13 protein-coding genes are annotated in these 12,977 nt (G+C 68.6%); 5 read left to right on the forward strand and 8 right to left on the reverse strand.

What is annotated here, in order from left to right; all coding sequences use genetic code 11:
* Window positions 1–59: 59 nt before the first annotated feature.
* From ABH923_RS07525 to ABH923_RS07550, 6 genes are all read right to left on the reverse strand, one after another.
* The gene (locus ABH923_RS07525) at window positions 60–1,004 is read right to left on the reverse strand and encodes a hypothetical protein (protein ID WP_370054714.1); all 945 of its coding nucleotides are present in this window, start codon (window positions 1,002–1,004) and stop codon (window positions 60–62) included.
* 113 nt (window positions 1,005–1,117) lie between these two features.
* A complete protein-coding gene (locus tag ABH923_RS07530) occupies window positions 1,118–1,750 on the reverse strand; it encodes an ABC transporter ATP-binding protein (protein WP_370054715.1) in 633 nt (210 codons plus the stop codon).
* Complete coding sequence (locus ABH923_RS07535; protein ID WP_370054716.1) at window positions 1,741–2,328, reverse strand: hypothetical protein; 588 nt, start codon at window positions 2,326–2,328, stop codon at window positions 1,741–1,743. The genes ABH923_RS07530 and ABH923_RS07535 overlap by 10 nt, the downstream gene beginning before the upstream one ends.
* Window positions 2,329–2,761: 433 nt before the next feature.
* Entirely contained in the window at window positions 2,762–3,340 is a 579-nt protein-coding gene (locus tag ABH923_RS07540; protein ID WP_370054717.1) for a hypothetical protein, read from the reverse strand.
* 63 nt (window positions 3,341–3,403) lie between these two features.
* A complete protein-coding gene (locus ABH923_RS07545) occupies window positions 3,404–3,694 on the reverse strand; it encodes a lactococcin 972 family bacteriocin (protein ID WP_370054718.1) in 291 nt (96 codons plus the stop codon).
* 52 nt (window positions 3,695–3,746) lie between these two features.
* Entirely contained in the window at window positions 3,747–4,673 is a 927-nt protein-coding gene (locus tag ABH923_RS07550) for an alpha/beta fold hydrolase (RefSeq protein ID WP_370054719.1), read from the reverse strand.
* A 95-nt stretch (window positions 4,674–4,768) separates the two neighbouring features.
* Between ABH923_RS07550 and ABH923_RS07555 the strand changes: the two genes are divergently transcribed.
* The 3 genes from ABH923_RS07555 (at window position 4,769) to ABH923_RS07565 (ending at window position 8,534) form a co-directional block, all read left to right on the forward strand.
* Window positions 4,769–5,263: a MarR family winged helix-turn-helix transcriptional regulator gene (locus tag ABH923_RS07555; protein ID WP_370054720.1), complete on the forward strand. Its 495-nt coding sequence runs from the start codon at window positions 4,769–4,771 to the stop codon at window positions 5,261–5,263.
* A 32-nt stretch (window positions 5,264–5,295) separates the two neighbouring features.
* Complete coding sequence (locus ABH923_RS07560; RefSeq protein ID WP_370054721.1) at window positions 5,296–7,938, forward strand: glucosidase; 2,643 nt, start codon at window positions 5,296–5,298, stop codon at window positions 7,936–7,938.
* Between the two features lie 155 nt (window positions 7,939–8,093).
* The gene (locus ABH923_RS07565) at window positions 8,094–8,534 is read left to right on the forward strand and encodes a DUF805 domain-containing protein (RefSeq protein ID WP_370054722.1); all 441 of its coding nucleotides are present in this window, start codon (window positions 8,094–8,096) and stop codon (window positions 8,532–8,534) included.
* 6 nt (window positions 8,535–8,540) lie between these two features.
* On the opposite strand, the gene ABH923_RS07570 is transcribed toward ABH923_RS07565, so the two are convergent.
* A complete protein-coding gene (locus ABH923_RS07570) occupies window positions 8,541–9,164 on the reverse strand; it encodes a TetR/AcrR family transcriptional regulator (protein ID WP_370054723.1) in 624 nt (207 codons plus the stop codon).
* 104 nt (window positions 9,165–9,268) lie between these two features.
* Between ABH923_RS07570 and ABH923_RS07575 the strand changes: the two genes are divergently transcribed.
* Window positions 9,269–10,789, forward strand: coding sequence for an MFS transporter (locus ABH923_RS07575; RefSeq protein WP_370054724.1), 1,521 nt, complete (start codon window positions 9,269–9,271; stop codon window positions 10,787–10,789).
* A gap of 161 nt (window positions 10,790–10,950) precedes the next feature.
* Window positions 10,951–12,408 carry an AAA family ATPase gene (locus ABH923_RS07580; protein WP_370054725.1) on the forward strand — a complete coding sequence of 486 codons (1,458 nt, stop codon included), beginning with the start codon at window positions 10,951–10,953 and terminating at the stop codon, window positions 12,406–12,408.
* Between the two features lie 18 nt (window positions 12,409–12,426).
* On the opposite strand, the gene ABH923_RS07585 is transcribed toward ABH923_RS07580, so the two are convergent.
* Complete coding sequence (locus ABH923_RS07585; RefSeq protein ID WP_370054726.1) at window positions 12,427–12,951, reverse strand: hypothetical protein; 525 nt, start codon at window positions 12,949–12,951, stop codon at window positions 12,427–12,429.
* Window positions 12,952–12,977: the final 26 nt, after the last annotated feature.

The raw sequence follows: 12,977 nt of genomic DNA on the forward strand, positions 1-12,977 counted from the left end.
CCAACAGTGGTTGGTTCTGGGATTCAGTGGTCTCAGTGCTGAGTGACGGTCAGTCGCCTTTATCGGTCTTTGAAGTAGCGGAACAGGTGGCGCTCCCGAACGGTGAGCACACCGGACCACGCCCCGACGAATCCCGAGAGCCAGAGGGAGCACATCACCGTGATGCCGACGGCCAGCGAGGGTCCGGCTCCGCTTTCGAGACCGGCCCCGATCAGAACAACAGCCGGCATCGCAAGGGCCGCCGAGATGATGCCCCATGCCACGGTCTCGGCAGCGACGATCCCCCTGAGATCACTGTGCGATGCTCCAGCGTGGAGGGCGGACGCAAGTGCGAGCCGTCTGGAACGAACGGCGACGAAGCCGAGGACCAGGCCGACCAGCGCGGCACACGGCCCGATGAAACGGCTGATCCGCTCTGCGAAAAGGGCGCGACCGTCGAAAGTCACGCCCAACGTGGGGTTCAATTGCGCGATAGCAGGCGGATCGTGCTGATCGCCCCCCAGCAGCACGGTCGAGAGCAGAGCAGCGGTCATGTCCTGCGCGGGCCGTGAGTCGATCCAGCACTCATCGAACGCTCGATCCGCAAGTACAGGGGCGAGCGCAGCGTATGAGAGTCCCGGCCTTCGTCCGTCCTCGGGGTACGGGTAGTCGCCACCGACTCGCACCGTTCCTGACGTCGTGAACAGGATGTCGGCAGTTGCCGGTCCCAACGCCTCCATGGCCTCCGGCCCCAGGAGCACACCGGCGCTGCGCGTTGCAGCACCGATGACGGCGATGAATCCGGGCGATGCCTCGCTGAGGGGAATCGGCGAGCGGCGAAGAACCGTCGGCACAAGCTGCCAGGATGTCGATCGCACTGCACCAGCAGCTGCCACTCCCGGCAACTCGGCGAGACGGTCACAGCGCGTGCCATCCACGCGGTCCATCGCGGTGACGATCGAGATGGACGCGCCGCTGCGGGCGAATTCGTCGGCTCGCGCAGCGAGTTGCTGCGTCGAGCTCACGTCGGCTCCGGCAAGCAGGCTGACTGTCGCCGCAGCGACGATTGCAGTACGGCACGCGGCCGCTGAACCGGTCGTGGTATTTCGCCACGCTTCTCGGAGAATGGCGCGGAACCTCATGACGCCCCGCCGGGTGTCGTCGGCAATGCGAGTTCCCGCCGGAGCACGATGTGATCAGTGCAGGCAGCCTGAGTGTCGAGATCGTGGGTAGCGACCACGACGATGGTGTCCGCCGCAGCGATGGCCCTGATCGACCCGTTGACTCCGTTCGCGGTCTCCCTGTCGAGTTGCGCCGTCGGCTCGTCGATGAGGAAGAGGTCCGGCGCAGCGGCGAGCCCCCTGGCCAACATGAGTCGCTGGGCCTCGCCTCCGCTCAGCTCGCGAAAGGAACGATCAGCCCGAGAGAGTAGACCGAAGCTGTCGAGCATCCTATCGGCGAGAACGTCGGCCTCTTCTGTCGAGTGCCCCCGGGCGAGGAAAGGAAACGCAACGTGGTCCCGCGCAGTCCTGTTGGAGGAACCGTGCGGATTCTGGAAGACCCACCCGATCTTGGCATCAACCGGCACAGCGATGGCGCCCTCCGCTGGTGCCATCCACCCGGCGAGCAGCGCCAGCAGCGTGCTTTTGCCCGCCCCGGACGGCCCGGTCAGGGAGTAGACCCGGCCGGCCTCCAGTGCGACGCTCAGTCCACGGAAGAGCCACTCCCCGCTCGCAAAGCGATGACCGACATTCGAAAGCTCTACCCGCATGGGGAATGCGCGTCAGGTCTCGAGTCGACACGCTCCGGCTTCTTCCCATTGGGAAATACGACGATCGTCTCTCCCAGCTGGGAACCGAGGATCTCGACCTGGTAGCGGTCACCGCGCGACGATACGCAACCGCGAACTCCATCCACACCGAAGACGGCACTGGGAACGACGACCGAGACCTGGACGGGCTCGCTGAGCGCCAGGCGGGCATCGATCGGTTTCGCCTCGGACGCGGATACGTCCACATTCCCGGCCGCTCCGAGCGCCGGCAGATCCGCCACCTGCACGACGCCATCGTCATCGACGGCGTAACGCCCCTCGCCGACGATGACGACCCGAGCGCCGGGCAACAGATCACCCGGCGGGTCGATGACGGTGACTCTCGGCGAGGTACTCGCGAACGTCGCCATGGTCGCACCGTGGTCGACAGGTACTCCGGCGGAAAGGTCGCACTGCGACACCGAGACAGTCGGGGTCGGCAACCAGAGCACGGATGCGGCGGGAACGCTGTCCGGCGCGATTGTGACGCCGATTCGAGCGAATGCCTGGGCGGCGGCGACGATCGTGTTGCGCCCCATCACTCCATCCCTCGAGATGGGAGCCCCGAGGCGATGCAATTCCTCTTGGAGGGCGCGGACATCGTCGCCCGTGGAGCCAACGGTCAGATCGCGCCAAAGAGGGACCCGTGTCGTGAGAGCGAGATAGGGCATCCCGTCGACAGAGACAGGCGATGTCCCGGACTCCACAGCCATCCCTGGCTCGCACGGGAAGGAGGTCACGCGACCCGTCGTCGGCGCGAGTAAGGGAACGGGCACGGATGTTCGGACGGAGAGTTGGACGCTACGCGCGTCGTCGAATCGGTCCTGGCCGACGGGCAGCTCCTTCATCGAGGTGGCCGAGCGAAGGGCAGCAGGCGGTTCCGCCATCACTGTCGCGGCCGCTGCGGCTCCCGCCGAGGCGGCCGCGACTACCAAGATGGCTACCCAACCGACGCGGCTACGCAAGGATCGTTCAGCCACCGAGAAGTCCGTCGGGGTCGAGGTCGCAGGCCTTGACCGCCCCGGCTTTGGCCACGCTCTTCGGCATGTCGCCTGCGAGATAGTCCTTGAGACCGTACCCGGCGCCGACCAGACCGTTGCGCTTGTAGCAGTCGACGATCAGCGCCGCCATGTCCTTGTGCGACGGATTGACCCGCATTTGCACATAGAACATGCCGATCGGATATTCACCAGACTCGTCAGAGCATCGACGCTCGACCTTCTGCGCTTCGTCGTGCGACATGGATGCCGGGTGAGTGTACGACCCGCCCTCGAAGTCGTAGCGCGCCAGGGTGACTCCCGCTGCAGACATGCACGCGCGATAGCGGTCCTTCATCTCCGCATACTCCTGGTCGGAAATCTTCCCGTCCTCGAGAGTTGCTCTGATCTCTGGCGATAGCGCATTTTGATATTGATGTTGCATCTCCTCTGCCCACGAGCCAGTGGACAGGGGAATATCGTCGACCTCTGGACGCGGGCTCGAACACCCGGCCGTAGCGGCGATGAGAGCAGTCACGACGAGCGCGCTGCTGAACCTCTTTTGATGAGACATGATCTAGTGCTTTCGACAAGGGTTGGGATGACGCCGCTGACCAGGCGACGCCATCCCGAATGCCTACTTGACGTCGTAGAACGCGGTGTTCCCGCCGATGGCGGAGATCGCCTGAGCCTTGGCCGCCACACGGGGCTTCGCCCAACCGGCATAGTCGCACCCGGCGCCACAGGCTGTTGCCTTGTGGTCACGAGAGTTGTGCTGGTAGTTCGAGTAGGTGTACTTGCCGGTTACTCCGTAGTCCCACGTTCCGCCCTCGACGGACACAGTCGTGGCGTGCGCAGCGGTGGCACCGCCTGCGATGAGCGCTCCCGCTACCGCTGTCGTGGCGAGCGCTTTCGTCAAGATCTTCATCGGTCTCTCCTTCTAGGTCTTTCGGCGCATCTGTCCAGCCGAAATGTTTCACCTAGCGTACACACGACTCGCGTCTACCGCGCAACATTTTCAGTCCTGCGCGCACCACCTCGGCCACTACCTGCGGCTTGCCGCCCTCCTTGGAGTTCTGCGTCGCCGAGTGCCCGGCTCCCGGGATCGTGCCGACGCTCGCCTCCGGGAGCAGCTTCCGCAGCCGGTCGACCGCGTGGCGGAGGTACGTCGGCGACTTCTCCGCCGAGATGAGCAGCACCGGCCCGCGGATCGCCGCGTAGTCGCCGATCCGGTCGGCGCGCTGCGCGACGATCCGCATGTCGTACGGGACCGCCAGCGCCAGCTCGCTCATCGTGGCGCCGCCGACCGGGAGGGAGCCCGCGTCCTTGGCGAGCATCTTCCGGGTGCTGGACTCCAGCATCCGCCGCGGGAAGAAGCGGAGGAACGCCGGGCCCATCTGCGTGCCGAGCAGGGCGGTGACCATATAAGCCGGCACGTCGCCGCGGGCGGCCTCCGGGTCGAACCGGGCGAGGAAGGCGTCGAGGTCCAGGGAGCCGTCGGCGACGAGGGCGGGCTCGAAGAGCACGACGGCGAGCTCGGGCCGCGCGAGCGCGACCTCGGCGGCGATGATGCCGCCGGAGCTGACGCCCAGGATGGCGGTGGCGCCGGTCGCGGCGACGACCGCGGCGGCGTCGGCGACGTCGAGCGCCAGGTCGTAGGCCTCCAGCGCGGGGTACGCGCCACTGCGGCCCCGGCCGCGGCGGTTCATCAGGTGCACGGTGAACGATCCGGCGAGCGCGGCCGCGAGCTCGCTCTGGCTGGCCGCCGACTGCATGGTTCCGTGGACGATCACGAGGCCGGGCCCCGTGCCGGTGCTGAAGTACTCGATCGGCGTGCCATCCTCGGAAGACACCAGGTGCGAGGTGAGCTGATCGGTGGATGGTGCGGTGCTGACGGTGCGGGACATGGGATGCCCTTCCTCTCCGGTTCGCCGAGCCTCGTGGCCTGGCTTTCGATTTGTCTTAGTAACTAAGATAATGAGCGACTGAGAGGATTGCAAGAGTGGATTCGACGGAACCCGACGCCAGCGCGCGCGACGAGCTGATCGCACGCCTGACCGACCTCGGCGCGCAGTCCGCCAGCCTGACCGGACTGTTCCAGCAGCGCGCAGCCGCGAGCTACGGCCTCGGGGTCAGCGACATGAAGGCCCTCGACGTGCTGATGCGCAACGGACCGCAGACGGCCGGGCAGCTCGGCACGGCCCTGAACCTGACCTCCGGGGCGGTCACCGGGATCGCCGACCGACTGATCAAGCGTGGGTTCGCGCAGCGCGAGGCCGACCCCGCCGACCGGCGGCGGGTGCTGATCAGCGCGGACTTCGCCGCCCTCCAGTCCGGGCCGAACGTGTACCGGTCGATCGGGGAGGCCTTCCGGCGGCTGCACGAGTCGCTGACCACCGAGCAGCTCGCGTTCCTCGCGCGCTACCAGGAGGAGTCGATCGCGCTGACCCAGCAGGCGGTCGACGCCCTCGGCGGCCCACACGGCCCCGCGTCCTAGACCCCGATCGCGCCACCGCAGAGAATGGCCCCATGACCCAGGTGAACCCGGCCGAGCCCGCAGCCGAGCCGTCCGCCGAGCGCGAGCGCATCCATCAGGCGGACGACGGGACGTTGGCCTGGCGCGACTGGGGGCCGTACGTCGCCGAGCGCGCCTGGGGCACGGTCCGCGAGGACTACAGCGCCGACGGCGAGGCCTGGGACTTCTTCCCGCACGACCACGCCCGCAGCCGCGCGTACCGCTGGAACGAGGACGGCATGGCCGCGTTCTCCGACCTGAAGCAGAACTGGTGCCTCGGCGTGTCGCTCTGGAACGGGCAGGACGCCATCCTCAAGGAGCGGATGTTCGGCCTCAGCGGCCCGCAGGGCAACCACGGCGAGGACGTCAAGGAGTACTGGTGGTACCTCGACGGCACCCCGACGCACTCCTGGAACACCTGGCGCTACCACTACCCGCAGGCCGCGTACCCGTACGAGGACCTGATCGAGACCAACGCGCGCCGCGGCAAGCTCGAGCCGGAGTACGAGCTGGTCGACACCGGGATCTTCGACGACGGCCGCTACTGGGTGGTCACGGTCGACTACGCGAAGGAGGGGCCGCACGACCTCCTGATGCGCGTCACGATCGAGAACGCCGGCCCGGAGGCCGCGACGCTGGAAGTGCTGCCGACGCTCTGGTACCGCAACACCTGGTCGTGGGGATACGACGTGCCGAAGCCGTCGCTGCGGTTCGAGGGCGGGCGCGTGCTCGGGTCCGGGCCGGGCGGGGCGCTGGCCTTCAGCGGAGAGGGACAGCCGGATGCGCTGTTCTGCGACAACGAGACCAACACGGAGCGGCTGTTCGGCGCGGCGGACTCGCCCGCGTATCCGAAGGACGGGATCGGGGACCACGTCATCCGCGGCGCCGCGACCGTCGACCCTCAGCAGGTCGGGACGAAGGCCGCCCTCCACTACACCGTGACGCTCGGGCCGGGCGAGACACAGGTCCTCCGGCTGCGACTGACCGGCGGCGCGGGTGACCCGGCCGCCCTGGATCCGCAGGAGCTCGGGACCGGCTTCGACGATGTGCTCGCCCTGCGGCGGGCGGAAGCCGACGCGTTCTACGCCGGCCTGGACAACGCGCCCGCCGACCCCGATGAGGCGCGCGTGCTGCGCCAGGCGTTCGCGGGCCTGCTCTGGTCGAAGCAGTACTTCCACTTCAACGTCGACAAGTGGCTGGATGGCGACCCCGCCGGTCCCCCGCCGCCGCCCGGCCGCGCCGCCGTGCGCAACGGGCAGTGGCGGCACTTCGACGCCGACGACGTCATCCTGATGCCCGACCCGTGGGAGTACCCCTGGTTCGCGGCCTGGGACCTCGCCTTCCACTGCGTGACGATGGCGCACATCGACCCGGCGTTCGCGAAGGCGCAGCTCGTCCTGCTGCTGCGGGAGTGGTACATGCACCCGAACGGGCAGCTCCCGGCCTACGAGTGGAACTTCTCCGACGTGAACCCGCCGACGCACGCGTGGGCGGCGATCCAGGTCTTCCTCATCGACGGCGGGCGGGACTTCGGCTTCCTCGCCCGTATCCTCCACAAGCTGCTGATCAACTACACGTGGTGGACGAACAGCAAGGACGCCGACGAGGACAACCTCTTCGAGGGCGGCTTCATGGGTCTCGACAACATCGCGCCGCTGAACCGGTCGACGCTGCCCCCGGAGGTCGGGACCATCGAGCAGGCCGACTCGACCGGCTGGATGGCGAGCTACGCGCTCGACCTGCTGGAGATCGCGCTGCGGCTGGCCCGCGAGGACGACGTGTACGAGGACGTCGCCGTGAAGTTCGGCGAGCAGTTCCTCCGCATCGCCGGCTCGGCCAACAGCTCCGGCATGTGGGACGACGAGGACGCCTACTTCTACGACGTGCTGCACCTGGCCGACGGCCGGGACGTCCCGCTCAAGGTGCGCTCGCTCGTCGGGCTCGTGCCGGTCGTCGCGTCGCTCGCGTACGACGAGCCGGGCGTGCGGACGCTGCCCGAGTTCCGCCGCATCCTGAACCACTACCTGGTGAAGCATCCCGAGCTCGGCGCGGCCTTCCACCGGCGGGTGATCAGGAAGGAGCAGGTCTACCTGCTCTCGCTGGTGTCGCCCGAGCGCCTGACCCGCATCCTGAAGAAGGTCTTCAACCCGGCGGGACTACTCAGCGACCACGGCATCCGCGGCGTCTCCGCCTACCATCGCGAGCACCCCTTCACAGTGGAGGTCGACGGCGTCGAGGCGTCCGTCGACTACGAGCCCGCCGAGTCGACGACCGGGCTGTTCGGCGGCAACTCGAATTGGCGCGGGCCGGTCTGGTTCCCGCTCAACTCCTTGCTGGTCGCCGCGCTGCAGCACTACCAGTCGCACGGCGAGACCGGCGTCAGGATCGAGGACCCGCTCGGCTCCGGCAACTCGCTGACCCCGGGCGAGGCGGCCGACGACCTCTCCCGGCGGCTGATCTCGCTGTTCCTCCCCGGCCCGGACGGGCGGCGGCCGTCGGACGCGCGGTATCCGCTGCTCTCCACCGACCCGCGCTGGAAGGACAACGTGTTCTTCTACGAGTACTTCGACGGTGACACCGGGCAAGGGCTAGGGGCGTCGCACCAGACGGGATGGACGGCGATGGTGGCGCATCTGATCCTGACGCGTGGCCGGTAGCGCCGAATCGCCCGCAGGCGATTCGTGCCGAATGTCGTGAAACGGCGGCGTTTTCGCGACATTCGGCACGAATCGTAGGCGCGGAGTGCGTGGATGCGGTTGACTGGCGCCGCTCCACTCGACGCTCGTCACGACCTTGCTCGAAAGGATCCACCATGACCGCACCGCAGAGCCCCGCCTCCGCACCACTCGACCAGCCGCTGTACGGCGCCTCGTTCGGCGACGCCATCCGCCGGTTCTTCAAGAAGTACTCGGACTTCACCGGGCGGGCCAGCCGCAGCGAGTACTGGTGGTTCTTCCTGTTCGCCATCATCGTCGCCGCGGTCTACGAGATCCTGCTCCTGAGCCTCGGGACCGTCGGCAACGGCGGCCGCGGGCTCGGCCCGATCGGCTGGATTCTGATCGTCGTCTACATCGTCTGGGTGCTGGCGATCCTGGTACCGAGCCTCGCACTGTCCTGGCGACGTCTGCACGACGCCAACTTCCCCGGCCCGTTCTTCTTCCTCGGGTTCATCCCGTTCGTCGGCGGGATCATCCTGCTCGTCTTCTACCTGCTCCCCGCGAAGCCCGAGGGCGCCCGGTTCGACCGCCGCTGACGCGGCTCAGGCTCCCGGCCGGATGCCGACGGCCGGGAGCAGCACGCCGTCGATCAGCGACAGCAGGTACGCGCGGTCGACGGGCTGCTGCAGGATCAGCACCCGGTAGGCCGTCATCGACGGCATGATCATCGCCAGCGTCTCGACATCGGTCTCCGCGGAGATCTCCCCGCGCTCGATCGCCCGCTTCATGAACAGCCGGTTGAGGGAGGCCCGCGGCTCGACGATCGCGGCCGTCACGGCCTCCACCAGGTCGGGGTCGCGCGCGAGCATCGAGGTGAGACCGGCCATGATCTGGAGCTTCCGCTCGCCGTCCTCGATGGTGTGCGGCTTGACCATCGCGACCAGGTCGCCGCGCAGGGTGCCCGTGTCGGGCAGATGCTCGAAGTCGATCGCGTTCTTCTTCATGCACGCGATCGCCTCGACGACCAGCTCGCCTTTCGACCCCCAGCGGCGGTAGACCGTCGCCTTGCCGGCCTTGGCGCGGGCGGCCACCATGTCCATCGTCATGCGGTCGTAGCCGGTCTCGGCGAGGACCTCCAGCGCGGCGTCGAGGATGTCGGCGTCGCGGGTGTGATCGCGTTTCCGGCCGAGTTTCGGCGCGGAGTCTGCGGCGTCGAGCTGCGTCATTGCGGCCTTCCCCCTGTGTTCGGTGATGTCTTGTGGACCATTCTAAGGTTAATTTTAGAACTCGGGAGATCCGAAACTGCTGAGTTTCGTATATGCTGTCCGGCATGACCCAGACTTCTCCCTCCCCCTCGGTCGCGCCCGCGGCTCCGGACGGCGGCGTTCCGCACTCCCGGCGCTGGTGGACGCTCGTCACCGTGGCGATGGCCCAGCTCATGGTCGTCCTCGACTCGACCGTCGTCAACATCGCCCTCCCGGCCGCCCAGCAAGACCTCGGCTTCTCCAACGCCGACCGGCAGTGGATCGTCACCGCGTACTCGCTGGCTTTCGGCAGCCTGCTGCTGCTGGGCGGACGCATCTCCGACCTCATCGGCCGCAAACGCGCCTTCATCATCGGCCTGATCGGCTTCGCCGGCGCCTCCGCGCTGGGCGGCGCGGCCGGCACGTTCGGGATGCTCGTCGGCGCCCGCGCACTGCAGGGCGCGTTCGGCGCACTGCTCGCCCCGACCGCCCTCGCGGTCCTCACCACGACCTTCACCGTCCCGAAGGAGCGCGCCCGCGCGTTCGGCATCTTCGGTGCGATCGCGGGTGCAGGCGGCGCGGTCGGCCTCCTGCTCGGCGGCGTGCTGACCCAGCAGTTCAACTGGCGCTGGAACCTCTACATCAACGTCTTCATCGCCATCGCCGCGATCATCCTCGCGACCGTGTTCGTCACCGCCGGCCACCGCTCGGGCCCGCGGCCGAAGCTCGACATCCCCGGCACCATCCTCGTCTCCGGCGCGCTGTTCTCACTGGTCTACGGCTTCTCCAACGCCGAGAGCGACGGCTGGGACTCGCCGCTGACCTGGGGCTTCCTCGCCGCGTCCGGCGTGCTGCTGATCGTGTTCGTGCTGTGGCAGCGGAAGGCGGCGCACCCGCTCCTCCCGTTGCCGATCGTGCTCGACCGCAACCGCGGCGCCTCCTACAGCTCGATCCTCATCGCTGGCTCCGGGATGTTCGGCATCTTCCTGTTCGTCACCTATTACCTGGAGACGACGCTGAAGTTCACGCCCATCCAGACCGGGCTCGCCTTCCTGCCGATGATCGTCATGCTGGTCATCTCCGCGCAGTTCTCGACCAACCTGTTCCTGCCGAAGTTCGGGCCGAAGGTCATGGTGCCGATCGGCATGGTGATCGCCGGCTCCGGGATGCTGCTGCTCACCCGCCTCGGAGTGACGGCCAACTACGGCACCGAGATCCTCCCGGCGCTGATGGTCATGGGCGTCGGCATGGGCTCGATCATGCCGCCCGCCATCCAGACGGCCACCCTCGGCGTCGACCGCCACTTCGCCGGCGTCGCCTCCGCGCTGGTGAACACGAGCCAGCAGGTCGGCGGCTCGATCGGCACCGCGCTGCTCAACACTCTCGCCGCGACGGCGCTGACCGACTACCTGTCGGCGCACCTGCCGCCGACGCCGCACGTCCTCCAGGAGGCGGCGGTGCACAGCTACTCCACCGCGTACTGGTGGAGCGCAGGGTTCTTCGCGTTCGGGGCTGTGCTGTCGGCGCTGCTGTACCGCCGTCGGCAGCGGCCGGCGGTCGCGGATGCCGTCGCGCTGACGGACGCCGAGCCCGTCGCCGTCCACTGATCGAAGGGCACGTAAACGCCCCTAAAACTCGGTTTTGGGGGCGTTTACGTGCCCCTCGGCTCCTGACAGTCCGCTGAATGTCGGTGTACGGGGCGGCCCGACCGGTCTACTGTCCACCTTCGGTCTGCGTTCTCCTGCGCGCGGACCGCGGAAGGAGTCCCGTGGCCCTCAACCTGCCCCTGTCACCGCACCTCAGCGTGCGCCTCGACCCGGACGCGACCGGCGAACTGCTGGTCGATGGGTCCCCGGAGTGGTTCTCCGAGCCGAACACCGAGCAGTTGCGCGAGGTCGTCCTCGGCCGGGTCGGCCAGATCGCCGCCACCGCCGGGCACCCGGTGCAGCTCACCGTCTCCGACGAGGAGGGCGACTGGCTTCTGGTGGTCCACCCGGACGGCTCCATCGGCGACGAGGAGGAGCTGGCCGCCCAGAGCATGGCCGAGCCCGTGCCGTTCGCCGATGCGCGGGAGGCCGCGCGGCATCCCGAGCCGACGGCGTTCAACGACCTGCTCGGCGCGGCCGAGCGCGACCCGGCCCCGGCGGCGGCGCCATTCAACGACCTGCTCGGCTCGTCGAAGCCGACAGCCCCCGTCCCGCTGCCGACGGCTCAGCCGGAGACTCCGTCCCGGCTTTCCCCGTCTCGGCCGGTGAACCCGTCCCCGGTCACCGCGCCGGAGCCCGTCGAGCTGGTTCCGCGCGCGCCGGAGCGGACGTCGTTCCTGCACGTCGAGAAGCCGCGCCCCGACCTGGCGCGGTCCGGCGTCCGCGGTGCGCTCTCCCGCGCGGGCATCCCGATGTCTCCGTCGTCGGCGGAGCTGAAGGAGCGCGAAGAGCTCGAGTCCGTCAGCCGGCACTGGGCCGGCCCGCGGACCATCGCGATCGTGAACGGGAAGGGCGGCGCGAACAAGACGCCGACCACCGCACTGCTGTCGGCCGTGTTCGCCCGCAACGGAGGCTCCGGCGTGCTCGCCTGGGACAACAACGAGACCCGAGGCACGCTCGGCTGGCGCACCGAGCAGGACGACCACGACGCCACGCTCCAGTCGCTGCTGCCTGCCGCCGACCAGCTCCTCTCGGCCGGCGCCCGCAGCGCCGACATCGGCCACTTCGTCCACCACCAGAACGCGGACAAGTACGACGTGCTGCGCTCGAACCCGACCATGCTGGCGACCCAGCAGCGCATCTCGAGCGCCGACTTCGACCGCCTCCACCTGGTGGCGACGAAGTTCTACCGCCTGGTGATCATCGACAGCGGAAACGACGAGTCGGCCGAGCGCTGGCTCCGGATGATCGACCACACCGACCAGCTCGTCATCGCGACGACGGCGCTCGGCGAGCACGCGGAGGCCGGCGCGCTGCTGCTGGAGGCCCTCATGCAGCGCGACGCCCAGTCGGCGCGGCTGGCGCGCGACGCGGTCGTGATCGTGTCGCAGTCGGAGCGCACCGGTCCCGAGTCGAACGTGACCCGCGTAGCCAAGGGCTTCGAGCCGCTGGCCCGCCGCGCGGTCACCATCCCGTTCGACCCGGAGATGCACGGTGGGAGGCTGGCCTACGACACGCTCGCGCCGAAGACCCGGCGGGCGTGGCTGCACGCGGCGGCGGCGGTGTCGGAGGGGTTGTAGGGCCGGCGTTTCGCGTTCCTAGTCGGCCGGGAGGGTGAACTCCGCCCCTGCCGCGAGGCACAGGTCGCGCAACTCGGCGACCGCCTGATTCGCGGAGTTGCCCTCCTCCGCGCTCACCGGTCGGCCGCCCGGCAGGTTGACGCGCTCGCCGACGTCCACGATGCGCGTCATGTACTCGGCGGCCGTCTCCCACTGACCATCCTCGCGCGCCGCCGCCTGGGCGAGCTCGGCCGCCTTCCTCTGGTTCGGGAACTTCTCCGCCACTTTCTGCTCGAAGGTGGCCGCGAACAGCGTGCAGGCCGTTCGGATCTGCGCGGTCGGGTCGCTGCCAGGGGCGGTGCCGTCGGCATCGGGAGGCGACGTCTCGGGATGCTGCGTCGGAGCTTCCGAGTGTCGGGCCCCGGTGTGCTCGGTTGCGCCCGGGCTGGTCGTGCTGTCGTGCCGAGGGGAGGTCCGCTCCGGGCCGCACCCGGCGAGCAGGAGGCCGCAGCACGCGACTATCACAAGGGTGGCCATCGTCGATGTCAGATTGATATGCTTCACCTGTGAATGTTACAAAGTCCCGTCCT

Source organism: Leifsonia sp. EB41, from assembly GCF_041262565.1.
In the GTDB taxonomy this organism is placed as follows: domain Bacteria; phylum Actinomycetota; class Actinomycetes; order Actinomycetales; family Microbacteriaceae; genus Leifsonia.

What these genes read in the sequence shown, in the direction of transcription:
- ABH923_RS07530 (WP_370054715.1), bottom strand. Translation starts at nt 1,750, where the DNA reads ATGCGGGTAGAGCTTTCGAATGTCGGTCATCGCTTTGCGAGCGGGGAG.
- ABH923_RS07535 (WP_370054716.1), bottom strand. Translation starts at nt 2,328, where the DNA reads ATGGGGCGCAACACGATCGTCGCCGCCGCCCAGGCATTCGCTCGAATC.
- ABH923_RS07540 (WP_370054717.1), bottom strand. Translation starts at nt 3,340, where the DNA reads ATGTCTCATCAAAAGAGGTTCAGCAGCGCGCTCGTCGTGACTGCTCTC.
- ABH923_RS07545 (WP_370054718.1), bottom strand. Translation starts at nt 3,694, where the DNA reads ATGAAGATCTTGACGAAAGCGCTCGCCACGACAGCGGTAGCGGGAGCG.
- ABH923_RS07550 (WP_370054719.1), bottom strand. Translation starts at nt 4,673, where the DNA reads ATGTCCCGCACCGTCAGCACCGCACCATCCACCGATCAGCTCACCTCG.
- ABH923_RS07560 (WP_370054721.1), top strand. Translation starts at nt 5,296, where the DNA reads ATGACCCAGGTGAACCCGGCCGAGCCCGCAGCCGAGCCGTCCGCCGAG.
- ABH923_RS07565 (WP_370054722.1), top strand. Translation starts at nt 8,094, where the DNA reads ATGACCGCACCGCAGAGCCCCGCCTCCGCACCACTCGACCAGCCGCTG.
- ABH923_RS07570 (WP_370054723.1), bottom strand. Translation starts at nt 9,164, where the DNA reads ATGACGCAGCTCGACGCCGCAGACTCCGCGCCGAAACTCGGCCGGAAA.
- ABH923_RS07575 (WP_370054724.1), top strand. Translation starts at nt 9,269, where the DNA reads ATGACCCAGACTTCTCCCTCCCCCTCGGTCGCGCCCGCGGCTCCGGAC.